Annotated in this window: 22 protein-coding genes; 3 read left to right on the top strand and 19 right to left on the bottom strand. The window is 37.2% G+C overall.

Translation table 11 applies throughout. The features are described 5' to 3' along the window. Positions 1-103: 103 nt before the first annotated feature. From pntB to CPS_RS07885, 4 genes are all read right to left on the bottom strand, one after another. A complete protein-coding gene (gene pntB / locus CPS_RS07900; protein ID WP_011042609.1) occupies positions 104-1,513 on the bottom strand; it encodes a Re/Si-specific NAD(P)(+) transhydrogenase subunit beta in 1,410 nt (469 codons plus the stop codon). 9 nt (positions 1,514-1,522) lie between these two features. Then, complete coding sequence (locus tag CPS_RS07895) at positions 1,523-3,052, bottom strand: Re/Si-specific NAD(P)(+) transhydrogenase subunit alpha (protein ID WP_011042608.1); 1,530 nt, start codon at positions 3,050-3,052, stop codon at positions 1,523-1,525. A gap of 627 nt (positions 3,053-3,679) precedes the next feature. Continuing rightward, positions 3,680-4,513 (bottom strand): lipase family protein, encoded by an 834-nt coding sequence (locus CPS_RS07890; protein ID WP_011042606.1) that lies wholly within the window; start codon positions 4,511-4,513, stop codon positions 3,680-3,682. Between the two features lie 376 nt (positions 4,514-4,889). Next, positions 4,890-5,810, bottom strand: a complete 921-nt coding sequence (locus tag CPS_RS07885; RefSeq protein ID WP_011042605.1) for a LysR family transcriptional regulator — start codon at positions 5,808-5,810, stop codon at positions 4,890-4,892. 132 nt (positions 5,811-5,942) lie between these two features. Between CPS_RS07885 and CPS_RS07880 the strand changes: the two genes are divergently transcribed. Continuing rightward, a complete protein-coding gene (locus CPS_RS07880; protein WP_011042604.1) occupies positions 5,943-6,383 on the top strand; it encodes a hypothetical protein in 441 nt (146 codons plus the stop codon). Further along, positions 6,380-7,537, top strand: coding sequence for an alkene reductase (locus tag CPS_RS07875; RefSeq protein ID WP_011042603.1), 1,158 nt, complete (start codon positions 6,380-6,382; stop codon positions 7,535-7,537). Before CPS_RS07880 ends, CPS_RS07875 begins: the two co-directional genes overlap by 4 nt. A gap of 122 nt (positions 7,538-7,659) precedes the next feature. Here the strand turns inward: CPS_RS07875 and CPS_RS07870 are convergent, their stop codons facing one another. The 6 genes from CPS_RS07870 to CPS_RS07845 form a co-directional block, all read right to left on the bottom strand. Further along, positions 7,660-9,039 (bottom strand): ATP-binding cassette domain-containing protein, encoded by a 1,380-nt coding sequence (locus tag CPS_RS07870; protein ID WP_011042602.1) that lies wholly within the window; start codon positions 9,037-9,039, stop codon positions 7,660-7,662. Between the two features lie 434 nt (positions 9,040-9,473). Next, entirely contained in the window at positions 9,474-10,457 is a 984-nt protein-coding gene (locus tag CPS_RS07865; RefSeq protein ID WP_011042600.1) for a glutathione S-transferase family protein, read from the bottom strand. 54 nt (positions 10,458-10,511) lie between these two features. Continuing rightward, entirely contained in the window at positions 10,512-10,958 is a 447-nt protein-coding gene (locus CPS_RS07860; RefSeq protein WP_011042599.1) for a DoxX family protein, read from the bottom strand. Positions 10,959-11,545: 587 nt separating this feature from the next. Next, positions 11,546-12,187 carry a hypothetical protein gene (locus tag CPS_RS07855; RefSeq protein WP_011042597.1) on the bottom strand — a complete coding sequence of 214 codons (642 nt, stop codon included), beginning with the start codon at positions 12,185-12,187 and terminating at the stop codon, positions 11,546-11,548. 140 nt (positions 12,188-12,327) lie between these two features. After that, positions 12,328-13,161 carry a pirin family protein gene (locus CPS_RS07850; RefSeq protein WP_011042596.1) on the bottom strand — a complete coding sequence of 278 codons (834 nt, stop codon included), beginning with the start codon at positions 13,159-13,161 and terminating at the stop codon, positions 12,328-12,330. 106 nt (positions 13,162-13,267) lie between these two features. Continuing rightward, positions 13,268-13,714 (bottom strand): DoxX family protein, encoded by a 447-nt coding sequence (locus CPS_RS07845; protein WP_011042595.1) that lies wholly within the window; start codon positions 13,712-13,714, stop codon positions 13,268-13,270. A 120-nt stretch (positions 13,715-13,834) separates the two neighbouring features. Here CPS_RS07845 and CPS_RS07840 point away from each other — a divergent pair, with 120 nt between their 5' ends. After that, complete coding sequence (locus CPS_RS07840) at positions 13,835-14,734, top strand: LysR substrate-binding domain-containing protein (RefSeq protein ID WP_011042594.1); 900 nt, start codon at positions 13,835-13,837, stop codon at positions 14,732-14,734. Between the two features lie 95 nt (positions 14,735-14,829). Here the strand turns inward: CPS_RS07840 and CPS_RS07835 are convergent, their stop codons facing one another. The 9 genes from CPS_RS07835 to CPS_RS07795 all read right to left on the bottom strand — a co-directional run bounded on the left by CPS_RS07835 (position 14,830) and on the right by CPS_RS07795 (position 26,960). Further along, complete coding sequence (locus CPS_RS07835; protein WP_011042593.1) at positions 14,830-15,705, bottom strand: SDR family oxidoreductase; 876 nt, start codon at positions 15,703-15,705, stop codon at positions 14,830-14,832. 483 nt (positions 15,706-16,188) lie between these two features. Next, on the bottom strand, positions 16,189-16,797 hold the full coding sequence (locus tag CPS_RS07830; RefSeq protein WP_011042591.1) for a GNA1162 family protein: 609 nt from the start codon (positions 16,795-16,797) through the stop codon (positions 16,189-16,191). Between the two features lie 114 nt (positions 16,798-16,911). After that, complete coding sequence (locus CPS_RS07825) at positions 16,912-17,262, bottom strand: DUF4810 domain-containing protein (protein ID WP_011042590.1); 351 nt, start codon at positions 17,260-17,262, stop codon at positions 16,912-16,914. Between the two features lie 40 nt (positions 17,263-17,302). Then, positions 17,303-17,620 carry a hypothetical protein gene (locus CPS_RS07820; protein ID WP_011042589.1) on the bottom strand — a complete coding sequence of 106 codons (318 nt, stop codon included), beginning with the start codon at positions 17,618-17,620 and terminating at the stop codon, positions 17,303-17,305. A gap of 18 nt (positions 17,621-17,638) precedes the next feature. Next, positions 17,639-18,613: a CsgG/HfaB family protein gene (locus tag CPS_RS07815; RefSeq protein WP_011042588.1), complete on the bottom strand. Its 975-nt coding sequence runs from the start codon at positions 18,611-18,613 to the stop codon at positions 17,639-17,641. A gap of 322 nt (positions 18,614-18,935) precedes the next feature. Continuing rightward, positions 18,936-20,540 (bottom strand): cation:proton antiporter, encoded by a 1,605-nt coding sequence (locus tag CPS_RS07810; RefSeq protein ID WP_011042586.1) that lies wholly within the window; start codon positions 20,538-20,540, stop codon positions 18,936-18,938. A 652-nt stretch (positions 20,541-21,192) separates the two neighbouring features. Beyond that, a complete protein-coding gene (locus CPS_RS07805; protein ID WP_011042583.1) occupies positions 21,193-23,058 on the bottom strand; it encodes a choice-of-anchor I family protein in 1,866 nt (621 codons plus the stop codon). A gap of 104 nt (positions 23,059-23,162) precedes the next feature. Beyond that, positions 23,163-24,440: a diguanylate cyclase domain-containing protein gene (locus tag CPS_RS07800; protein WP_041736800.1), complete on the bottom strand. Its 1,278-nt coding sequence runs from the start codon at positions 24,438-24,440 to the stop codon at positions 23,163-23,165. Between the two features lie 333 nt (positions 24,441-24,773). Further along, positions 24,774-26,960: an OsmC domain/YcaO domain-containing protein gene (locus tag CPS_RS07795; protein ID WP_011042581.1), complete on the bottom strand. Its 2,187-nt coding sequence runs from the start codon at positions 26,958-26,960 to the stop codon at positions 24,774-24,776. Positions 26,961-26,981: the final 21 nt, after the last annotated feature.

The following is a 26,981-nucleotide window of genomic DNA, read 5'->3' as shown; positions in this document are numbered from 1 at the left end:
TCACAGCGCAATTTGAGTCTTTATTTGCATCCGCTGAAAAATGAAACGAACCAGTTTATAACGGAGAATAAATATAAACTGGTTTATTTATTAATGCCTCGTATTAAAGCGCTCTAAATATTTGCTCCACACTATCTTTAGCATCACCAAATAGCATTTGAGTATTGTCCTTAAAGAACAATGGGTTTTGCACTCCTGCATAACCCGTACTCATTGAGCGCTTGAACACAATAACTTCTTTAGCATTCCAAACTTCAAGCACCGGCATTCCTGCGATAGGGCTAGTTGGGTCTTCGGCAGCAGCTGGGTTAACGGTATCATTAGCGCCAATAACCAATACTACATCAGCCTCAACAAAATCATCATTGATTTCATCCATACCTAAAACGATATCATAAGGCACTTTTGCTTCAGCCAGTAATACATTCATATGTCCGGGTAGACGACCAGCCACCGGATGTATAGCGAAACGAACCTTTATTCCTTTATTCATAAGTTGTTGGGTCAGCTCATAAACAGGATATTGCGCTTGAGAAACAGCCATACCGTAACCTGGGGCGATAATGACAGATTTGGCATTACGTAATAAGTCAGCAACCGCTTCCGCATGCACTTCTGTGTGCTCACCGTAGTCTTTATCGTTATCAATAACAACGTCTGTACCAAAACCTCCGGCAATGACACTGATAAAAGAGCGATTCATTGCCTTACACATAATGTAAGATAAAATAGCCCCTGACGAGCCAACCAAAGCCCCCGTAATGATAAGCAAATCATTACTTAACATAAAACCAGCAGCAGCTGCTGCCCAACCTGAATAAGAATTTAACATAGAGACAACAACTGGCATATCTGCACCGCCAATTGAAGCAACCAAATGCCAACCAAAGACCAAAGCAGTAATAGTCATTAAGAATAAGGCTATATTTGAACCGTCATGATTGACAAAAGAAAGTAGCAATAAAAAGCTGAAAATCCCTGCGGCTAAATTCATTTTATGACGATGAGGTAACATTAAAGCACTAGAGCTTATCGTTCCACGTAGTTTCGCAAAAGCGACAATAGAGCCAGTAAAAGTCACAGCACCAATAAATATTCCGATGAAAATTTCACTTAAGTGTATTTTCATAGCGGTGTGCTGGGCTGCCGTAAGCACAACACTATGCCCCGAATCAAAATAGCTATTAAAACCAACTAACATGGCAGCTAAACCTACAAAACTATGCAAGATTGCAACAAGCTCAGGCATTTGTGTCATTTCAACTTTATTCGCTAATCTCAGTCCAATTCCTGAACCAACAACCATCGCAATAATAATGATAAAGACATTAGAAACCCTTGGATCAATAATGGTGGCAAGTAAAGCGATAGCCATACCAGCCATACCAAATAAGTTCCCCCTTTGAGCCGATTCTTGTTTGCTTAAACCTGCTAAACTGAAAATAAATAATAAAGCAGCAATCACGTATGCTGCACTAATGAAGCCATTAGACGCTATTTGTGTAGATTCCATACTACTCCCCTACTTACTAAACATTTTTAACATACGACTAGTGACTTTAAAGCCACCGACAATATTGATAGTTGCCACTAAAGTCGCTAATGTGGCGAGTATCTGTACTACAATATTGTCCGAGCCTATTTGTAATAATGCCCCAACAATAATAATGCCAGAAATCGCATTGGTGACACTCATCAAAGGTGTATGCAACGAATGACTGACGTTCCAAACCACGTAATAGCCAATAACACAAGCAAGTACAAAAACAGTAAAGTGAGTAAGGAAATCTGCAGGAGCAATACTAGCCACCCAGCCAAATAACGCTATTCCAGCCCCTATAAAAGCATATTTTTTAATTGGAGAAGCGGCTTCTTCAATCGGCTCAGCAGCTTCAACTGTTGCCTTTTTCACGGGCGCTGCACTTACTTGAATAGGCGGAGGTGGAAAAGTAATTTCATTCTCTTTAACTACTGTCATATTACGAATGACTACATCATCAAAATCAATATCAAGCGTTCCATCTTTGTTCTTACACAATAACTTAGTTAGATTCATTAAATTATTAGCATAAAGCTGTGAAGCCTGATTAGGTAAACGTGACACTAAGTCAGTATAACCAATCACTTTTACACCATACGTATCAACAACTTTACCCACGACGGTACATTCACAGTTACCACCACCTGCAGCAGCTAAATCTACAATCACACTGCCTGCCTTCATTGATTCAACCATTTTTTCAGTGATTAATTTCGGCGCTGGTCTACCCGGAATCATCGCGGTAGTAATAATTATATCAACATCCTTGGCTTGCTCTGCAAACAACACCATTTCGGCATCAATAAATGCTTTACTCATTTCTTTGGCGTAACCATCACCCGAGCCAGTATCTTCTGGCTCTTCATAGTCGAGTTCAAGAAATTCAGCTCCCATGCTTTCTATTTGCTCTTTAACTTCAGGACGCGTATCAAAAGCGCGTACAATTGCACCTAAACTACCTGCGGTACCAAGTGCGGCTAGACCGGCAACTCCTGCACCAATTATCATCACTTTAGCTGGCGGCATTTTACCCGCTGCGGTTATTTGTCCTGTAAAAAAACGACCGAAATGGTGAGACGCTTCAATAACAGCACGGTAGCCCGCAATATTTGCCATTGAGCTTAAAGCATCCATTGGTTGAGAACGGGTCATCCGAGGTACCATTTCCATGGCTAAGGTAGTAATTGACTTGCTTCGCAGGGCTTCTAATAATTCGGAACTTTGCGCTGGCGCAATAAAACTAAGGAGTGTTGAGCCATCATTCATTAACTCAACTTCTTCTAGTGTGGGTGCGTTTACTTTAAAGAGTATTTCGCTTTGCCAGCAGGCTTTCTTCGTGACAATTTCTGCATTAGCATCGCTAAACTCTTGATCTGTAAAACTCGCCTTAGTACCCGCGCCTTTTTGTACTTGCACAGTAAAACCTAATTTAATTAATGCACTAACCGAGCTTGGTGCTGCTGCAACCCGACGCTCACCTAAAAAAGATTCTTTGGGTATACCTATTATCATTTGAATTTCCTTAGTATATATATGAATATTTTTTGCTGATGTGACTTGTTCAAAATTAATACAATAAGTTACTAAATTGCAAGATATATTTAAAAGCATAGCTTACTAAAGTGTTGCGCTTCAAAAATTTTTAGAGGAATGTCTAACCTGATTGTTCGGTGCTGGGTCAAGTTGTTTGGGCTTTTTTCGAATCACTCTATTGCCAGATGATTCTAAAAAACCTTAAACTTTTGAAATGTTACTTTTAAAGTATCTAATCAAAAGAACGGCAGTATCATAAATCGTGGTTTAATTGTATTTATTACACACTCAAGCTGCTACCGAAGGCTCTTATTTAATGTGTGGGGTTATTCAGATTTTTTAATGGGTAATAATTATTGCACTTGTAAAAAATATGTAAAATATAAAGCACTATTTATTAGTGCTTTTTTGATTATATAAAATGTAAACTTATACCGTAATTATTCGAATTACTGCACAGTTAGTCAGTTTATTATTTTCTCGTTTCGTCCTCGTAGGTATCTTTTTAGTAAATAACAAAGCTTATCAGTTTCCTCCGTCAATTAAGAAGAACTCAATTTCCAAAATAGAGGATGACTAAATAGCCTGATTTAATTATTAAAATATTTATTTATTATCAGATCTTTCTAAATCTTTTATTAGTCTAGGTATGTAACTTTCTTCGTCAGCACTAAGCCTATGATTATCAGCAACATCTAAGACTTCAGTTGCATTACAAATAAATACTCTTAGAGCCTCTATTCGCTGAGAGAACCATGATTCATCAGAATGCTCTCTCACCTCTTCTTTCAGTATTACCCGAGCACCTGGGTGGCTATAAAATGGTTCAGGTGGTATATGAGGAACAACATCACCAAAATTTACGACTCTAAAATGAGGACCTATAATTTTATTATTTAAACCCACCTTAAAAGCTTCATTTCCAGGTCTAAGGCTAGCGAAAGTATATATCCCATATACTCTATATTTATTTTCTATCAACATACCAGCATAAAGAGAGCTTAATGCGCCACCAAGACTATGTCCTGTGATCCATGTTTTTTTATTTTTTGATAACACACTATCTAGCAAGTTGGTAATGCCTATAACCGCAGGAAATAGGGAATCTTGAAAACCTTCATGAGCTTTAGTACCCTTTAAAGGTCCAGGGTCATAAACAGCCTGAAAGTTTGCAAACCAGTCTTTTAAGGCGTCGCTACCTCGAAAAACCGCTACAATATTATCTGCATTCGACATAACATAACATTGAGTATCTACATCTGGTTTTTTTACAATTTCAATTGCACCATTAAATTGATACCCCCAACTTTCGACTACTGAAGCTATTTTATTTTCATCTTTTTCATAAGCTAAATCACATGCGATTGCTAAAGACAACGACGTTTTTTCATCGTAAGAATCGGTTTGCTTTATTCCTTGGAACTTATCGTAATAATTCATAACTATTTCCCTTAGTAACAATCTATTAATTTAGAAGATATCATTCTGAAAAAGTCCTCGTTAATGGGGTTTAGCTTGTATCTCCAAAGCTACGACTTATCAACAATGAATACTAACTAGTTATACTAAGCATAAAAGGTTCACTCAACCCCATATGTATAATTATAATATACTAAAAATAGCAGAAAATTCGAGTAGTACAAAACACACACGTAAATAGTAGTGTTTATAGCAAAGCAAGTTAGGTACAGGTTGGTATTGTATTTAAATAATTAGAGTAGAGATGTCTAAAATTATATTTTCCATTGAATTAAATCACTGATTTTTAGTAGATTTCCAATCTCGATTAGAGAAGATTAATCATTAGTTTAATAAATTAACTGTCTACCGAAGTAAAGTGCTGCTTCAAAGCTTCAATAAACGCGGTGGTTCTTAGTGAAATGAACTTTCTATTCGGGTATATAACATGGAGATCAGCCCCTCCGGTGGTTCCTGTTCGATTAAAGTCATATTGGTAATTATCCATAACCGTCACTAAGCGTTTTGCTTTTAGATCCTCAGCAATATCCCAATATGATTTTAATGCAATACCGGCCCCTTCAATGGCCCAGCGCCTAATCAAAGCACCGTCATTGGACGCTCTCGTCCCTTGAATTGAAATTGAACTGTTACCAGCGGTACCTTGAAAGTGCCAAGTAGTTAGTGGTTCAGCCATACGAACCATGGTCAAACAATCATGCTGTATTAACTCTTCAGGAAGCACAGGTATGCCTTTACGCTTCAGATAATCAGGTGAAGCACACAATACTCGACGATTACTCGCCAATCGACGTGCTATCAGCGTGCTGTCTTTCAAACTGCCGAAGCGGATCCCTAAATCAAAACCGTTCCCTACTAGGTCGACAACACTGTCAGAAAGAAAGAGATAAGGTGTGATGCTAGGATGCTCTTCTACAAACCTTGATAACACGGGTGCTATGTGTTGTTGTCCAAGATCAGATGGTGCAGTTATGCGTAGTGCGCCTGTAAAGCTTGTTTGACCCGTTTGTAATGAAGTTTCGGCCTGCTCTACTTCCGCTAAAATTCGCTCGCAGGAAACGTAAAACTTACGTCCTTCATCGGTTAGTGAAATCCGGCGAGTTGTTCGGTTTAACAATCTAACGCCGTACCTTTCTTCTAAGCCATTTATACGCGCAGTCATTCTTGCCGGTGAAAGCCCAACTTCTCTACCTGCTGCAGCTAAACCTTCATTTTTTATGACCCGCACAAACAATTCAATATCACCGAGTTTATCCATATTATTTTATACCGCTCATATTATTCCGAATTAAGGAAGAATGTTTTAATAATTATGGCAATTGTTTTGTTTATGAGCAAGACCTATTATTTCATTAACAAAACTCATCACGAGCATTTAAGAAGGTATTACATGAATATTAATCACGTATTAGTACTAACGACAGACCTTAGAGCAATGGAGTGTTTTTGGGTAGATCTGATTGGTTTACACGAAGGAAAGCGGCCACCTTTTCCATTTAATGGTCTATGGCTATATAGCGATGACAATCCGCTTATACATATTGCAGAGCAACCCTCTTCAGCCTTTGGTAATGGTTCAATTGCCCATGTTGCTCTTGAAGGGGCTAATTACAACGCATTACTCAAACGACTTGATAATAGCGCTTATTCCTATACCGAAAAAGCTTTGCCTATTTCAAACGAACGACAGCTATTTATTATTGGCCCTGATGGTTTAACGGTAGAAATGCTTTTCCCACTTGACGAACATCAGGAACTAACAGAGAAAAAACAAACTCTTGTTTATGAAACTAACGAAAATTTTGATTTTTTAGGAGGCAAAATATTATGAAAAACTCAATTCTATTTAACGCAAAAAAACTAGGTACATTTGAAGCGAGCAATCGCGTTGTATTGGCGCCAATGACACGTTCTCGTACTGCTCAACCTGACGATGTGCCAACGGATTTAATGGCAGAGTATTATGCGCAACGCGCCAGCGCAGGCTTTATTATAACTGAAGCAACACAAATATCTTCTCAGGGAAAAGGTTATTCATTTACGCCTGGTATGTTTACCCCTGAACAAGTCACTGGTTGGAAAAAAGTAACCCAAGCAGTTCACCAAGCTGATGGCCATATTGTTTCTCAATTATGGCATGTTGGCCGTATGTCTCATGCTTCCTTTCATGTTGATGGACTGCCTGTGGCTCCTTCTGCAATTGCGCCTGATGCACAAGTATGGGTTGTGGGTGAGGATGGAATAGGACGCATGGTAGATTGCCCCGTTCCACGTGAATTATCAAAGCAAGATATTAAGGATATTGTTCTAGATTACCGTCTCGCTGCAAGCAACGCCATAGAAGCAGGTTTTGATGGTATTGAAATTCATGGCGGGAATGGTTACTTGATTGATCAATTTTTACGTCGTAGTTCAAACAAACGTAACGATGAATACGGTGGTTCAATTACTAATAGATTACGCTTTGTTATGGAGGTTGTTGAAGCGGTGAGTGACGAAATTGGCGCAAATAAAGTCGGCATTCGTCTTGCCCCATTTATTACTCAACGTGGTATGCATGATATTGAAGCAATTGATGCCATTTTACTTGCTAGTAAGAAGTTTAATGATTTGGGCTTAGCTTACATCCACCTTTCTGAGGCAGATTGGGATGATGCACCGCTAGTGAGTGACCAATTTAGACAGGCTTTACGGTTAAACTTCAACGGTAGCATTGTTGTTGCAGGTAATTACACAGCAAAAACCGGCGCGGATTTAATCGATTCTGGCTTAGTCGATTTTATTGCTTATGGTCGAAAATTTTTAGCTAACCCAGATTTACCTTATCGTTTTAAGCATGATCTGCCATTAAACGACATTACTGACCCATCAACATTATTTGGCGGCGATGCGCGTGGTTATACCGATTATCCACGTTATTCAGATCAAGCTTCAGTTGCGCAAAGCAATGATAGTACAAAACCAACAGCGGAAATATTACCTTAACGACTCGATAGTTATTATGCTGTGATTCCAATAACATAAAGATATAAGGTAAAGGAGTGATTACTCCCTTACCTTTCTCGCTAACAGATACTCGTTCTGGATCTAACTAGTGAATGCAGAACTTACAATTTTATATGCTGCTCAAAAATTGATAAGTACTCATCTTTACGATGACTCACTAATAACATGGTACTGTGCTTTTGTTCGGATAAGTGTTCTAAAAAATTAAGTACTCTATGTCGATTAAGCTCATCTAAACCTTGTGTCGGCTCATCTAATATCAATAAATAGGGAGATTTAACCAAAGCTCTAGCAATTAAAGCTAACCGTTGTTCTCCATAACTTAAGCTGCGAAAAGAACTATGTTGGTGTGCTAATAAGCCAATTTTTTCTAACCACTGTCGAGCAATTTCAATTTTATGCTGATCAGCTTGTTGATAAAGACCAATAGAATCATAAAAACCTGAAAGAACTACCGTTAGCAGATCGCCGTTTACGCGATATTGTCGGTGTAATTCAGCACTGACAATACCCATGTCTTTCTTGAGTTCCCAAATACTTTCACCTGAGCCTCGTTTATAGCCTAAAACATGAATGTCATTACTATAACATTGGGTGCAATCCCCAGTAATTAACTGCATTAAGGTAGATTTACCACTGCCGTTTGGACCTGTGATCAAGGTATGCTGCAATGGTTTGATGTAAACATCTAAATTTTCAAAAACGCTTACCCCTTTGTACTGAACTTTACCCTTACATAGTTTTACTAGATAGTCGTGCTTGAAGTCACACAATTCTTGCATGTTAGTTGGCCAACTAACATTGTCAGATACTGGCATTAACAATGCGTCTAACTGTCGTTTGGTTTCGTCACTTTCTAGTTTGCCGACAACATCAAACTGTCCTCGTTCAATAAAGGCGATATTGTTACACCACGCAGGAATATCTTGTCGATTATTTAGCATCAGTAACACATTAATGCCTGTTTTCGATAAGCGTTCTAATGCATTTGACAAAGCGATACAGGAAGCTTCATCTAAGCTATCAAAAGGGTTATCGCATACAAGAAGCTCTACGCCATTAAATATCGCCTGTAAGATTAAGAGCTTTCTCCCCTCACCTGTACTTAACTGTCGATAACCACTTTCAAGTCGGTGGCTCAAACCAAATTCACTGATCAGCACATCATTAAGTTTATCTTTAGGTAAAAAGTCTTTAGCTTTAGTACCAATATCATTGGCATCGGTATAATCAGAAGCATCCATTTTTAATTCATGCTCATAAACCTCTTGTTGGCTTTCAAAAGAAACCATTCCGACCTTATCTGCATGGGGTATTTTAAATTCATCGACTGAATCTGGCTGTAAAGTACCCGTTAAAAGCTGATCAAGGTATTGTTTTCCTGAGCCATTTCGCCCCAAAATACACCAACTTTCATTTTCAAGTACTTGCCAGTTTTTAATCGCTAACTTGGTGTGTTCAAAATTTGTAATGTTTATCATAAGATCGTTAGGCTCAATTCGAAGTTTAATAAAGTTTGTTTGATTAATAGCATTAAATATAATGATTTAGATTATGGTAACCTTGCTTTATATACTCTATCAACAGCTTTATTTGATTCCGCTAATGTCTTATAAACGAATAAACAGCACCCCATGTAATGCCTGAGTTCAATAACAAATTAAAAGCAAACAAAATCAAACGTTTGAATAACACATAAGCATTACATCATCTTCTATAGCCAATACCCACTGCCAATCAAAATGAACCGCTAGACTCTTAACACGTTAAAGTAACGATACGCTTATAAATGTAACTTAAAATCAGCAAGGGCCAGATATGGATAAGCAAAAAAACTTACGTCACGGTTAACTGACGTAAGTTGGGTTGATTTATAAGCTTATTGTTACTGCACAAAAATTCTTTAAATAACAAACTAACTAAATTGCTTATCTCGGTTGTGCTGGGCGGTCCAATCTTGCTGGTGAGCAATAGGAACAATGCCATAAGGGTTAATCGCCACATGACTCGCATAATAATGACGTTTAATGTGCGCTTCATTTACCGTTTTAGCGACGTTAGGTACTTGAAACAGTTCCAACATATAATTGTAGATGTTGCTAAATTCTTTGATCAATTTTAAGTTACATTTAAAATGCGTATGATATACCGAATCAAATCGAACTAATGTTGCCCACAAGCGCCAATCAGCCTCGGTGATTTCATCACCTGTTAAATAACGTTGTTTTGATAACTTTTCATCAATCTGTTCTAATGCGGCAAATAATTCGTTTACATTTTTGTCATAGGCTTCTTGCGTTGTCGCAAAGCCAGTTTTATACACGCCATTATTAATTTTGTGATAGACCAACTCATTTTCATGATCAATTTTTTCACGTAAGTGTTCAGGATAAAAGTCTAGTGTATTACCCGTAATGTCATTAAAAGCACTATTAAACATACGAATGATCTCAGATGATTCATTATTTACAATCACTTTATCTTTCTTATCCCATAACACAGGAACACTATTAACACCGCTGTAATCAGGATCTTGGGCTAGGTATTTTTCAGAGATAAATTTTCCGTCATATAAATTATCTCCCGTTGTGCCATAGAGCTTGGCGGACTCTTCATCATGCTTAAAACTCCAGCCATTTTCATGCATATCTGGATGAACCACACTTACGGTAATTAAATCTTCTAGCCCTTTTAATTGGCGGAAAATCAATGTGCGATGTGCCCATGGGCAAGCAAGTGATACGTATAAATGATAACGGCCAGCCTCAGCTTGAAACCCACCGCGTCCTGTTATGCCAGCACTGCCATCAGTGGTGATCCAGTTTCTAAACTGTGATTCTTTACGTTGGTATTCACCATCTTTTATACTGCTGTTCCAACTGTTTTTTACTGATTTCATTGTAGTATCTCTCTGTTATATGTGAATAAATATTAAAAGGAATTATTTGCTTTATTAACCTAAGCGCTGTTTCAATACGTTATCTAGTGCTAACTTACCTGCACCACTAAACATCAACGAAATTGATATAGCGAACAAAGCAAGTGCGAACTCATAACCGTTATTCGTCATAAATAGTCCATTGGCAAAATGCACACTAAAGATGGCGACTACCATGGTGATGCTAAGCATCAATGCTGCTGGGCGAACCAGTAAACCAATTAATAAAGCGATACCGCCGAAAAACTCTGCACAACCGGCTAATAACGCCAATTGATATCCTGGCTCAAGCCCTATTGATGCCATCCACTGACCAGTTCCTTCTAAACCATAACCGCCAAATGAGCCAAACAATTTTTGTGCGCCATGAGCGATAAAAATAATAGCGGTTGGAATTCTAAGGGCTAACGCAGCAAAACCAGCATTAGTTGTCATAAGTGTTTTTATAAAAGAGGTGTTCATTTTATTCTCCAAAGTTTGTTATTAAAGTTCGTTGTTGTTGTTCAATGAAGCTATTATATTTAAAGACTCTAACGAATAATAACGGTTAAATCTGAACAATTAGTTCAAAAGTATTGATGTAAAGCCCGCTCCAATGACATTTAGTGCCTTACAGGTATAGGATACTGAACGTAAGCTAAGAAGAGCCTTGACCTCAAGTTATTTTAATACGGTAAACGCGAGCGCTGAACAAGTCCGCCAATAACGAGTTGATACTTATGGCAAAGCAAAGCAAAGCACTAACGATACAGGAGTAACTGAGGTTCAATACACGAGTAGCAGAAGCCGTGTTTGGTATCTTGCGGGCTGGCTTAGACGGCCTTGAAAAAGCCGCACAAGCTGAATTATTGATGGGAATTTGGGTAAGTTACCTACGAGATATAAGTAGTCAAACTCATATACCTTGTACGTAGATAACTTTATAAACATACCCAGTGTTTATAAAGTTTTTGATTTTGTGTCTGCGGTTTCTATCTCTATTGTCAGTGCTCAAAATTAAAAACCTAATCTGAGCGATTAAATCGCTAAATTTAACTGAAAACTCTTCTTTATTTCCGACTTAATTGAGCGTCTAGGTCTCTATTAATATATATTTCTAGGAATCCTGGCAGCCCGCCTGCTTTGACCATTTCCTCGAATGGCTGATGATATAGTGGATCATTATTCTCGGTCAAAATCACAATGCGCCAAGTATTTAAAGGAGCATCTTCAGTACCTGCGACGCCATGTTCAACATGGAATAAAGGCTGATATTCGTTGGTACGTATAGTTTTTCCAGTCTCATCTGTCAGTTTATCTCGACCAAGAAAAATCATTCGTCGTTCTTTGTGACTAATGAAAACTTCTTCAAATACTGGTCCGATCGCATCTTCAATTATCCAAGCCTTTGCTTCTATCTCTCTCACGAAATATTCACTGTCATCGTCGAAAGAATAACGACCCCACGCATGGTCTCGAGAGACAACATATGGAATGTAGTTAGCAGGGTTCCACGCCTTCTTAAGCTCCATATCCCAGACCATATTGCCCGTAAGGTGAACAGGTTTTCCAACCTCATAACATTCACTTAGTACCTTGTTAACATCAGGTGCCGGTAATTCAAAACGTGTATTTCTTGGGTTTTCCCATGCGTTTTCAAATTCCTGACTAGCCGCAAAGAACGAGTGCTCGATATTCGCTACATTACTCATTTAATAACTCCGGTTTATTTCATAAGACCGAATAATCGAATATTACCCTGGTAAGATTCGATTATTCTGACCTGACTGTATTTGTAAAATTACCTGTATAAAATTTTAATTCACATTACTGTTTAATACTCACAGTAAGATTAAGCAATGCTGCCAAACTTGCCCTGCTGATAATCTTCTACCGCTTGACGAATTTCTTGTTCTGTATTCATCACAAAAGGTCCCATGTGAACAATTTTTTCTTTGATTTTATTGCCAACTAAAATAAGTGCACCTGCACCGTCATCACTTGCTGTAATCGCTAATGCTTGCTGGGCATCCACAATCGCTAATTCTCCTGCGTTTAAACGAGGGCTAGAAAAACGCCCGCTGTGCACATAAACTAATACTTGCTCGGCATCAGATAAATCAAACTCAGCTTTAGCGTTACTCTCAAGCGTTAAATCTGCGAGTGCAGCATTTGCAGCCAACTCAGTTAGCGGCGATGAAGCGGTTTCTCCACCAAACGTCCATTGACCCGCCATTAATTTAAGACTTGCTCCTGTTGTATTGGTTAAATTCGGTAAACTTGTTGAATCTTGATAACGTGCAGGACGTAATTTGTCTTTCGCTGGCATATTCAACCATATTTGAAAACCGTGCATACCATCGTTTTCATCAGTTATTGGCATTTCAGAGTGAATTACCCCGTAACCGGTACTCATCCACTGAACATTACCCGCTGTAATTAAAGCGCTATTACCCAGTTGGTCTTTGTGTTCAAAGCCACCTTTGATCATATATGTAAAGGTTTCAATACCACGGTGAGGGTGTGCCGGAAAGCCACCAATAAAATCATTTTTATCATCAGACTTTAACTCATCAATCATCAAATAGGGGTCAAAGTATTTACCAGTAAAATCAGCAATACGTGAAATTTTGACGCCATCGCCATCTTGTGTTGGTTGTGAATTGACTTTATTTACTACAATCATTTTTTGCTCCTGAATAACTTTAATCGTGCACTAGGGTAGTATTCACCACCCTAGATACTAAATTTATACTTTACTGATGGTCTCTTAATTCACTACTTTTAGTGAATTAAGCTAACTTTTCCGCTAATAAATTATCTAGAGAAAGCTTACCTGCACCACTAAACATTAATGAAAATGATACCGCTAATAAGGCAAGCGCAAATTCATAACCGTTATTCGTCATAAATAAACCATTGGCAAAATGCACACTAAAAATGGCGACTACCATGGTAACGCTAAGCATTAACGCTGCTGGGCGAACCAGTAAACCGATTAATAAAGCAATACCGCCGAAAAACTCTGCACTACCGGCTAATAACGCCAATTGATACCCTGGCTCAAGCCCTATTGATGCCATCCACTGACCGGTTCCTTCTAAACCATAACCGCCAAATGAGCCAAACAATTTTTGTGCGCCATGAGCGATAAAAATAATAGCGGTTGGAATTCTAAGGGCTAACGCAGCAAAACCCGCATTAGTTGTCATAAGTGTTTTTATAAAAGAGGTGTTCATTGTATTCTCCAAAGTTTGTTATTAAAGTTCGTTGTTTTTGTTTAATGAAGCTATTATATTTAAAGGCTATAACGAATAATAACGGTTAAATTTGAACAATTAGTTCAAAAGGATTGATGTATGACTTCCCCGATAACACTTGATGCTTTAAAGGTGCTTGATGCCATTGAGCGTAAAAAAAGTTTTGCCGCTGCTGCCGATGAGTTATTTAGAGTGCCGTCAGCCATTTCCTATACAGTAAATAAACTTGAAGACGATCTTGGTATCGCATTATTTGATCGCAGTAAGCGCAAAGCAGAGCTGACATCTGTTGGCATTATGCTCGTAGAGCAAGGAAGACTGATATTAAAAGCCACCGACGAGCTGACTCATATGGCAAAACAATCAGCTGAGGGGTGGGAGCTGGAACTACGCATTTGTATTGATAGCATTTTACTGTTTCAACCCATTTACACCTTAATCGCACAATTTCAGCAGGAATACCCATGGATTAATATCCGTGTAACAGAAGAAGTGTTTGGTGGTACATGGGATGCATTGGTTGCTGGCAGATCTGATCTTATTATTGGTGCCACAGGTGAACCATACAATAGTGACTTTTCTCTTTATAAATTAGGCAATGTGGACTTTGTTTTTGTCGTAGCAAAAGATCATGCATTAATTAAAGAGCAACAGCCTCTTTCAAATGAAATAATAAAAAAATATCCTTCTGTAGTGGTGGCCGACAGCTCAAGAAATCTACCAGGTCGTTCTGCAGGTTTACTCGATGGACAATCGCGTATTACGGTATCAAGTATTGAAAAAAAGATAGAAGCACAGCTGCTAGGTTTAGGTGTAGGATTCCTGCCGATTCATCGCATTAAATCACAATTAGAATCGGGGCAGCTCGTTATCTTAGCTTTAGAAACTACCGAAAACAGAAATAGCGAATTATGTATGGCCTGGCGTAATGATAATCAAGGTAAAGCACTGGCTTGGTTTGTTAGCAATATCCAACAAATGGCTGTTAAGTTAATTTGATCGAACTATGGTAAAAGTAGCATTATTAAATATTACAAAACCAGCCTATATTTATAGACTGGTTTTTAGGTTACAACTAAATTATTTCGACGACTTTAAACAAACGCCGCTTTATTACTGGCAATAAAATCTTTTAATGTTGTTAATGGGCGACCTAATAGTTGCTCACCATCCGGGCTTACAACAGCCGCTTGATTCGTTGCAAATACTTCAAATAATTCTAACATACCTTCTGCTTGCCATTGTGGCCAACCTGTCGATAAAAGTGAATCTAAGGTTTGCTGTTTTGTAGGTGAAATATACGCTACGGTCTTCCCTGTAACATCGGTAAATACTTTCGCCATTTCTTCACCACTTAATAATTCTGAGCCAGTGATATTGTAAGCTTTATGCTCATGACCTGATGTGGTTAAAATATTCGCTGCCATTTCGCCAATATCAGCAACATTTAACGGAGCGAAGCTACCTTCACGGATCCCAAAATATAAGCCACCTTGTTTAACACCATCAGCCCAACCGAAAAAGTTATCTTGAAAGAAAATAGTGCGTAAGTGGGTCCAGTTAAGGCCTGATTGCTCTAAATATTTCTCACCCGCTCTAAATTGTTGAGCAAATAATATCGCTTCATATTCAGCGCCAACAACAGAATAGAATAAGAACTGCTTAACAGTGCCCGCTTGTACTGCGGCATCAATGGCGTTTTTAGCATGCTGTTCTCTTTCTTCAACATTACCCGGTATCATGAATACTTTTGTAACACCTTCATAAGCCGCGGTTAATGTTTCAGGTTTATCAAGGTCAATGATAACTGTTTTGATTGATGGGAATTTTTTCTTTAATAGCGTTGCTTTATCAGTACTACGAACTGCGGCAACAATAGTGTCTTTAGGTTGTTTACTTACTAAAGACTCGATAGTTGCCATACCATTGTTACCAGCAGCACCAATAATTAAGATAGTTTGATTGTTCATTATTTTTCTCCAAAGTTTATTTAACATTTTATTTAACCTAAGGGCATAACGCCTTTTTTTTAAGTGGTATCAATTTGATGGAGGCATATTAAAAGAAATCTAAGTCAAAAAATAACGCAATGATTTGTTCTTTGAGTTCAATATATTTGAACTTAATTAAGAGGGGATAATATTCGTATTCGTTACTGGTGTTAATTAGGTTTTTATTGAGAAGAAAGCGGCTTAGGAATAGATCCTAATGTTATGGAAGTTGACTCTATATAATTTCATACCATTGGCGGAAATAACGGAAAATAGTCAATAATACGAACAGAGTTAGCATTAAATAATAGGTTTTGTATTAATAACTGCGTTTTAAGTTGAGAGTAATAGAAACATAAGAAGTGAATATAATTGTATTGAGGCAACTGTAGTTTTTCTAATTATTCTAATTAAAACAGTGGACTTATCGAACGATGACAAGTCCACTGATAGCATTGTAATCTATTCAGTCGTTGCTGTTTTATCTGAATCCGATGCCTTGCTTTGTTTTAACAATTTAACTTGTTGGTCTTTCATGTACATTGGATGATATGGCCCAACTGGCATACTACCAATAAATCTACCATTCGCTTGTTTTGCATAAGTAGTATAATCCGCTGCTGCGGTATTGATTGCTGTTGCTATTGCACTAACAAGAAGGCCAGCTATTCCGCCGCCACCATTTACTGCTAAATCGACGACAACCGTACCATTGTATTGCCATAAAACCTCTGAGGTTTTAGTTGATTTTATCTCTGCATTGATAGAAACAGTCAGTGTTGAGGCTAAAACAGTATATGACGTATCCCAACTAACAATTTTTGTAAAAAGCACTGCGTCGGCACCAAAGTATTCATGAAACTTATTTAGCGGTACATCATAAACTAACTCACTATCATAAATCCCTTGTTGTCTTAATACATCAGCAGTAAGTTGATAAGGAAAAGTATAATAACCATGTAAAGCAATAGGCATTTCAACAGTCGTTGAATAATAATCCTTTGCTTCAGCATCAGTACTTAGATTTATTGGCGGCATAACAAGCAGTGAACGTGGCTTTTCTTCGTACATTTTAGGGAACTCTTCCCCTTTTGTTATGTAAGTTGGCGCTACGCAGCCACTAAGAAATAATATAGATAGGATTAGTAGTGAAGTTTTTATTTTTTCAATGTAATTCATTTTCTATTACCCTTTCACTTTTGCTTTTTTAATTAAGTTTTCCATAAATCGGCTTGATTCAGGGTAAATACTTTTTTCTTGTTCAAAAAATTCAATCGCTTTTGGGTAATTGTTTGATTTTAATTGAATATAACCTAAGTTCGCGTAAATTCCTGGTGGAACTCTTACCGCTTTCGCATTTGATTTTTGAACGATACTTTCTAATGAACTCTGCCATTGAGCATCACTTTCATGACCACTTTCTTTTTTTAAGGCATAAAAACTTTCAGAGTAATTTTCATACATATACATTGGTGGTGTTGATTTACAGCCACTAAGGAAAGCGGTAAATATCAAAAGTGTTAATACTAATTTCATGTTGATCCTATGATGATTTTTATTTTTGTTATTGGTATTTTTATTGAGGAATATTTATTTCTTTCTCATGACCATCACCAAGCAAGACGTTACGCTGAACAACTACCTTACCTTGTTTAGTGACTATAATTGTATGCTTACCTGGTGTTACTTTATATTGCTGTTTAGGACCGGCTTTTGTCACTATAAATGATGGGGCATCATCAATAGAAACTTCAGCGCCAGTAATATTTCCTGAGAAATAAAGATAGGATACTGGTTCAGCAGTCGTTTGACCTGAACTATAAGTATTGTAGCTACTGCAAGCTGATGTAATAGCCAGTAGTGAAAATATAAATAATGTCCGAATGATATTCATTTTAATGTCCTTATGTTGTTATTTAATAATTTCTTGAATAAACAAATTTGTATAATCATTTGCTTTGATATAGGAATCCAAGTTGCCTTCAATTATTTGGCTAAATGAAACTTCTGATTCCGGTGTCTCACCAAATGAGCTAGTCACTTTAACTTTGGCGATCGTTTTACCGGGTAAGGTGATAAACATACCTGTTTGTGGATTTTTAACTTTTTTACCTGACTTGACTACTTCAAAAGTTGACCCTGGTTTAATATTTTGAGACTTACCACCAGAGATTATTAAATTACCTTCATCATAAGAAAGAACATAAGAGCGCCATGCTTTACCTAACATATTTTCAACAATATTTGAGGCTAAATCTGTAATAGCAACATCTATTACTTTGTCATTTAATGAGCTATCGTAAGCCGCTTTGTCACCTACACCGAGCACAGTACCGGCTTCTGAATAAGCGATGCCTTTACCTTTTTCTGAATAGATAATTTGACCTGTAGATACATCAATAATGCGAATGTTCACAGTAGCATTGGCTTCTTGACGTTTAACACGAGAGAAAACCCCGACATCGCTAACTTCTTTGCGTCCAAACTCAGTAATTGAACCAACAATTATAAAATCAGCGGCATTTTTTAGTGCCGAACTACCAGACATAGAAAGTTCTTTTTCAATTTTACTTAAGTCAGCACGCTCAAGCATGATGAACTTACCTGTTTCAAATAATTTAGATGAAAGGATATCCATTGCTTGTTTACCAATACGATTATTATCGCTATCAATAAAAAAGCTCTGTCCGTAGGTTGTTTCGTTGGTGAAACGACCAATCGCTACTTTTCTTTTGAGATATTTAGTTTGATCGGCAGTTGCTGTGATTGTTTTACTTATAGCAGGAGCTTGTACAGGTGTTGTGTGGATTTCCTTTTTCTCAACGGTTGCACAGCCAGTAAATATTAGACTAACCGACATTGCTAGCATTAGTGTTTTATGATTCATCTTATCCCTTGATAACATTAATAATTAACAGGATAATAACATAGATAAATCAAATTATCGTATTGTTTTATGATGATATTTTTGACTACATCTCCAAACCATTTATTCGATTCTACATTGTCTATTACTATTATTCAGTCGATCACTAGATGGCCAATCCATTGAATTGAAAATTGACCTTTAATATCATCACAGAGCCCTTTAGAAGGTATTACTGAAATGATGACTGTCGACACTAAAAACATCAGATTCAATACAAATTTTTCAATATACCCCATGAAGAATTGATAAGACTCATAAAAGTTTAAGGGAAAATTAGTACTTAGAATTCAACAATACTTTGCTTAACCAAAAGTTCAGCAGTTTCTTGTTGAGCATGAACGAAAGATCTAATATTTATATCTGCCAAAGCAGCCTTTTCTTCAATCGTATTTACTTTAACCACTAAATTAGCATCAGGATAGTAATCAAGCACAGACTCACAAATTATTTGCTTATTTTTTAATGTGTTAACAGTAATAATAATACTACTGGTCTGATCTACATTGAGTGACTCCAATACGGGGAGTTTATCTAAATGTCCAAAATAGGCATCATAACCACGCTTTCTAGCGAGTAATACATGTTGTAAATTATCAGAAATAATTAAAAATTTAGCCTCACGTTTTGATAGTTCTTTAGCGACAATTCTCCCTAAAACTGCAAACCCACACACGATAGTATGATTAGTAGTTTTTACCGTGGCAATATTGTCTGCTTCAAAGTATTCGACCACAAAAACTGATGCTATTTTATAAATATTATTAACCATGAAAGGCGTTAAAATCATCGATAACACTGTAATCAATATCAGGAAACTGCCTAATTCATCGGCAATAATATCTTGATTCATTGCCAGAGCAAAAATAGCGAACGAAAACTCACCTACTTGGCATAAAGCAACCGCAGACTTAATTGAGTCACTTTTATTCAGCTGCTTTCTCATCAGCATATAAATGATGATCGCTTTGATCATCATAACCAATACTAAAATCCCCAGCACCCAATGTAAGTGGCTGATAAAATATTCAATATTAATTTTTGTTCCAATTGAAAAGAAAAAAGCCCCTAAGAGTAAATCTTTATAAGAAGAAATATCAGACTCTACTTTTATGTGAAACTTAGTTTCAGCAATGATCATACCTGCGATAAATGCGCCTAGTGAATAGGTAAAGCCCATTTCATGAGCAAATAATGATGCACCTAAAACGATTGTAAAAACAGAGCTTAAAAACAACTCCTCCATTCGAGCTTTAGAGGAGAAATGAAGTAACCAAGCAATAATTTTTTTACCTATCGTGAACATGAAGATAATAATGCCGCTGGCATATAACAATGTTTTTAATAAGACATCTGTCAGTGATAATTCATTATTCGAAAGGAAACTCATCAGCAATAAAATAGGAATAACAGCTAAATCTTGAAAGACTAAAATAGCAACAGACCTTTCACCGTAAGGGGTAACAATATCTTTTGATTTTTTAAGGTAAGGTAATACTATCGCCGTTGAAGACAAACTAAATGAAAGCGCAATAACGAGTGACGATACCGCATCAAGAGTGAAAGCATAAAACGCTATGATAAAAATAATTAAGGCACTGAATGCCATTTGCACAAAGCCATTATAAAATATCAATTTTTTCATTTTATCCAATTTAGAAAAAGACATTTCTAAACCAATAGTAAACATGAGAAAAACAATGCCAAATTCGCCAATGAGATCTAGGGAATGAAGATTTTTACTGCCATTAAAGTCAAAAAGAGTGCTAACCACAGTGCCCGTAATAATGTAGCCAATAATATGAGAAATAGAAAATTTGGTTAGTATAATATTTATAACGCTAGCAATTGTCAGTGATATGGCGATGATTACAAGAATAGAGTCCATTATGTCTCCTGAAGTTAACCTGAAAAGTTACATCAATAATTTATCAATGCTTATGTCGACGAAAAAAAATTGATGAATTCATTTTTTTATTAGTATCTTGCACATTACAGACCATAAAAAAAACAGGTAAAGAAAATTAAAATATCCTTATAATACAATAACATTTTTTATTTTTTGACTATTTAAAAAATGATTTATACAACGATGAGCTAGTTTGCGGTTTATTTTGAGGCAAAAGCACCTCTATGGTGCAAATTAATGGTCTGGGCCATTGATTTTATTCACATTATAAATGACGGTCGCTTAACTTACTTTCACCCAAATAAAAGCCTGCATTTAGCAGGCTTTTTATCTACAATAGTTTGCACTACTCGTTGGTAATTATATACTCGTTACCAATCAATATGCAGGTTTCAGAGTGTTTGAGCTATTTCAATTCAAGGCGCTGTGATGACGTAATGGTTTTTCCATTGTAAATCACTGCAACGATGAAGTGATATTTCTCAAGCGCTTCTTCGATGGGTTTATAATGACTTTATACGGCGTTAAATAATCAAACGATAGAATGACTATGCTTAAATTATTCTCCTTGGCTAAAGTCATTTTAATTCCCACTGAAATCTTGCACTTTGAATGGTAGCGGCTATATGACCTATTGCTCTGTGATTTGATAAACCGTAACCGTTCCTGATACTTCATTACCAATAATTAATAATGGTTTACTCGTTGGACTATCAATAGCCGATACAAACTTGATACTTTCAGGGCCTAAATCACCCGCACTGTTTACCTTAGTACAATCCATACCTTCGCTGCTATCACAAGGGTCAGCTAAATCATCATCCATTTCGTAATCAACAGTAAAGTCACGGTTGTTGTAATGTGTGACAAAAGCTGTTTTAAATGGGTTAGTGATATCATAAACAAATAAATCACCCGCTCGCTCTTGCGCAATAAAAGCGTAAGTTCTCCCCGCTATTTCACCAACATCAATGGCTTCAGGCTCGCCACCTTTGTCATCAGAGCGGTTATCACCTTTATTTTTTGTATGAGCAGCATTGAAATTATCTCCCATTATTGCTGCAGAAATTTTGCCGAAATCATCGCCCGAATCAAAAACTAAATTAGCATTTTTATCCCAGATAGAAAATGAACGAGCTCCATAAGCGAATAACTTTTCAAATTCGCCATTTTGATCTTCATCACCTAATGCGGTAGTAACTTTCAAGCGTCCTAGGTAATTTTTACCCCCTGAAACGTCATATTGACTTTGTAACTCACTTGAGAGTGTTTGGTTTAATTCGTCAGTATCAATAATATCTTTAACGCGAACTTCTTCAGAGAAACCGTCATAGTCTCTAGCATCGCCTTCGTTTGCTGAAACGATGAATGTTGTGTCATTCCAAGTATATGATGCAAGCGTATCAGGTTGATACATGCCATAAAGACCTTGAATACTTTTAAACTCAGGCACTTCATCTTTATTACTAAAATCTAGTTGGTATTTACCCCAATCTTTATAACCGAGGGCTTTCACTTCAATAGTTAACTCTTCAAGGTTGATAATGCCAATGGCATTATTTTCTTGCAGAGATACATAAGCCATTTTGCTGTTACTTGAGGTAGTAATATATTCTGGCTCTAAATCTTTAGCGACAGTATTGCCCGCTGGCCCTGCAAACTTAACACCTGCTTTAGACAAAATAGCCAAGCGCTTTGCATCGGTATCAAAATCTTCGGGCACTAAGTTATCATCACTAAAGACGATGTCTGTACTCAAATTAATTGTTTTGGCAACATTAGCAGGCATTAAATCAACAACAGAAATAACGGAGATAGAGCCCTCAGGGTCATTGGTATAATCAGTGTTTGGCTCGCCTTCATTAGCCACTAATGCTTTACTACCGTCAGGGGTAAAAGTCACCATATCAGGTAAAGCACCAACTTCTACCGCTTTAATAAAAGTCCCTTCTCCTAGTTCATTCAAGCTATAAAACAAAATAGCGCCATGCGCTTGTTTAATCTCACCTTCAACAGCTATGGCTAATAAGTCTTTTTTAATCGCAATGGAATTAACGGCGCCTAGTGACATGTCTTTTTCAACGCCAGCACTGTTTGTTACTGACACATTGAGTGGAAAAATAAAAGCGTTTGAAGTCAAACTTTCATCAGCAACTGGATTACCGACTGCAGTTGTTGAAAGGTTAGTTAAGCTAATAACTTCTATTTGATTGGAAGCGCCATTAATGGCAAAAGCAGCGTTTGAGCTTTTATGGAACTGTACTATTTCTGCGGCACTTTTACCGTAAATACCCGTAGCAAAACGGCCAACAACTTCAACATTCAGATCGCGGGGTAAACTTTTACCGTCATTGCCATCAACACCTACAACACCTGGTGCTCCTTGCTCGCCCTTCAATCCTTGTTCGCCATCATCACCGTCACTAACACAGCCGGTTAATGCCATTGATAACGCCAGCGCTAACACGCCTACTTTATAGCTATTATTTTTAAACATTTGTTGCCTCAGTCTTATCTCATTACTTAAATGAGATAAGACTAGGTAATCTACATGGCAGAATAATGACTTAACGATGAAAGAAAAATGACAAACCTTAAGACTTAATCCATAGTAATAGTGCTAAATTCTTTGTTTACCCATTGGTTTCGTCCCTGATTTTTTGCCTGATATAGCGCTTGATCAGCCACTTTTAACACTTGATTTATAGTTGTCCCTTCACTAAATTTCGTGATAAAACTTGAACCTATGCTGCATGTTAACGAAAGCGTTGGTTCATTGGGTATGTTCACCAATCTGATGTTATCGAGAATTCGTACTATTATTTTTTCTAATTCATCCTTAGATACATTTTTCAAGATAATAGCAAACTCGTCACCACCAATACGTGCGTGGAAGTCACTTTTTTGTCTTAGCGCCTTCGAAACAGCATTAACAACAGCGACTAAACACTCATCACCAATATCATGACCAAAACAATCGTTAACAGCCTTGAAATAGTCTAAATCATAAAAAATCAAAGCAATTGGCAGTATCGGATCTACATCATTAATCATTGCCTTACTAACCTCATCAAAATACCGTCGGTTAGCAATTTTTGTTAACGCATCTGTATAGGCTAATTCGTTGAGTAGCAGGGTTCTTTCTTCCACTTTCAGTTCAAGTTCTTTGGTGAGGTTATTTGATCGCTTTAAGGTAAAAAACATACAAAATAAACCAATCCCAGAAAAAGAGGTAAACATCACATAAGCGTAACCAACAGTCATAGCAACATCATCAGTATCAGCGGTTAATGGAATAGTTATATCAAGAGCACCGCGTACATCACCTACTTGCCAATCCTTTCTTGGGCTTGATAAATGACTATTATGGCAACCTATGCAGCTTTCCTTCATAAAGATAGCTTCAGCGCGACGCAAAACAGGAAGCCCATTAAGTGTTTCTACTCGTTCAAAAACATTGTTTTTCGTTGATAATTTTTCGAGTGCATATTGTTGAAAGTCATCTTGTGGACCCGCAGAATTTTTTCGCCCTTTAAATGGATATTTACTGTAAGTACTGAGAATGAAGCCTTCATCTGGCCTTGATATTGACTGACCTAACTCAATAGCAAAAGTAGCAGGGTTAGGAATGGCTAGATTATGGTCACGGTAATTAGCTTGAACGTGAATATCGGGGTGTAATCTTATTTTGGCAGCAGCATTAACACTGTAAGAAACTCTTGCTTGATTTATAGCTGAAGCCAGAACTTCAGCGGTTCTTGAGGCAAGCGCTCTTGAGGCTGAATATTCCAACTTTTGAATAGCGATTAATGAAATGATGGCCATTAAAATAAAGAACAATGCAAAGAAACTCAGCACTTTATTTTGAGAACTACTCATAAGAATGAAGTAAACCTTATAATAATCAATTGAGTTAGGCTTAAGATATTGACCTTTGAATAAAATGAAACATCACCGACATACTCCAATATTCAAAGCAATATAAAATGGTCAATGAAGTTAGATTTGGCAAGCTACTCTTAATAATAGTCGAGTTTTATTCATCTATGATGATAAAGCTCAATTTCAGATAGTTTCTACTCGATATACTTAGAAACGCTGTAACAGACTCGTTAATTAGCAACGAGCTTATATCCATAATGGCAAAGACACTTTATTGGAAACTAAAAGCTAATAACAATAGTTGAAATTAGCTTTTGATTAGCTCAACCTTTACTTTTGTGCAGCCAGTTTACGTGCTTGATGCAACTTCTTGTAGCTTTCAATCAATCTTAAATGTTTATCTAAACCTTCTAATTTCATGCTGGTTGGCGTTAGACCATAGAATCTAACCTCACCGTATACTGAGCCAACTACTTGCTCCATGTTTTCTGCACCAAACATTCTATTAAAGTTACCCAGATAGTCTTCGAGTTCCATCTCTTCATCAAGCGTAACTTCAAGAACAGCATGAACGGCTTGATAAAATAAACCACGTTCAACGGTATTATCATTATATTGTAAAAACTCACCCACTAGCTCAGTCGCATCTTCAAGTGCACCTAAAGCTAAACAAATAAGAATTTTCAATTCAAGAATAGTAAGCTGGCCCCAAACAGTATTTTCATCAAACTCAATACCAATTAACGTGCGAATGTCGATGTAGTTATCTTGTTGGCTTTCTTCTAAACGATCAAACAAACCTGTTAATGCTTCATCATCTAAACGATGAAGATTTAAGATATCTTCGCGGTAATCTAATGATTTGTTGGTATTATCCCAAATAAGATCTTCTACTGGATACACTTCTGAATAATCAGGAACTAGAATACGACATGCGGTAGCGCCCAATTGATTGAACTCAGCTATATACACTTCTTTGTCTAAATCTTTTAAAATGTCCATTAAACCGGCATTTTCTTCTTCATTCGTACCAGAAAAATCCCATTCAACAAATTCATAATCATGCTTAGCACTAAAGAAACGCCATGAAACTACACCCGTTGAGTCAATAAAGTGGTCAACAAAGTTTTCAGGCTCAGTCACTGCCATGCTATTAAAGGTAGGTTTAGGTACATCGTTTAAACCTTCAAAGCTTCGACCTTGTAATAACTCAGTTAAGCTGCGTTCAAGCGCTACTTCAAAACTTGGATGTGCTCCAAATGAGGCAAAAACACCGCCCGTTTTCGGATTCATCAAAGTAACGCACATTACTGGGAATTTTCCGCCTAACGAGGCATCTTTTACTACCACAGGAAAGCCCTGCGCTTCTAGACCTTCAATGCCTGCTAATATAGCTGGGTATTTAGCGATAACGTCTTTAGGTACATCAGGTAAAACAATTTCTTCAGCAATGATTTGTTTTTTAACTGCGCGTTCAAATATTTCTGACAAACATTGCACTTGTGCTTCAGGTAAGTTGTTACCTGCACTCATGCCATTACTTAAGAATAAATTCTCAATAAGATTTGAAGGGAAATAAACCGTTTCACTGTCTGATTGACGCACATAAGGAATTGAACAGATACCGCGTTCAGTCATACCTGAGTTAGTATCAATCAGGTTTGAAGCACGTAGTTCATCGTCTGGGTTGTAAATAGCTAAACAATAATCATCTAAAATATCGCTTGGTAGTGCATCATCTGCGCCCGCTTTAAACCATTTTTCATTGGGGTAATGCACAAAATCACTGGTGGCAATGTCAGTACCGAAAAATTGATCGTTATAAAAGAAATTACAATTAAGGCGCTCAATGAATTCACCTAAAGCTGAAGCAAGTGCACTCTCTTTCGTTGCGCCTTTACCGTTAGTAAAACACATAGGGGATGCGGCATCACGAATATGTAGAGACCAAACATTAGGTACAATATTACGCCACGAAGAAATTTCAATTTTCATACCAAGGTCAGCCAATAACTTTGACATATTGGCGATGGTTTCTTCTAGTGGTAAATCTTTACCTAAAATAAAGGTGCTAACACCGTCATCAGGTTGTTGCATCAACATTGCTTGGGCATCGTCTTCAAGGCTAGTAACAGCCTCAACTTTAAACTCTGGCCCTTGCTGAACTACTTTTTTCACGGTGCAGCGGTCAATTGATCTTAAAATACCTTTTTTGTCTTTTTCAGAAATACTTTCCGGCAACTCAACTTGAATTTGAAAGATTTGGTTATGTCTGTCTTCTGGGTCAACAATATTGTTTTGTGATAAACGAATATTCTCTGTCGGAATATCACGAGAATTACAATAAACCTTAACAAAGTATGCGGCACACATAGCTGATGACGCTAAGAAATAATCAAAAGGACCTGGTGCTGAGCCATCACCTTTATAGCGAATAGGCTGATCAGCGATGACACTAAAATCGTCAAACTTGGCTTCAAGTCTAAGGTTGTCGAGAAAGTTAACTTTGATTTCCATTGAATAATTTCCACAGTTATT

Source organism: Colwellia psychrerythraea 34H, assembly GCF_000012325.1.
Lineage (GTDB): Bacteria > Pseudomonadota > Gammaproteobacteria > Enterobacterales > Alteromonadaceae > Colwellia > Colwellia psychrerythraea_A.
Note: the sequence above shows the minus strand (reverse complement) of the source record. Positions and strands in the feature narration are given on the sequence as shown.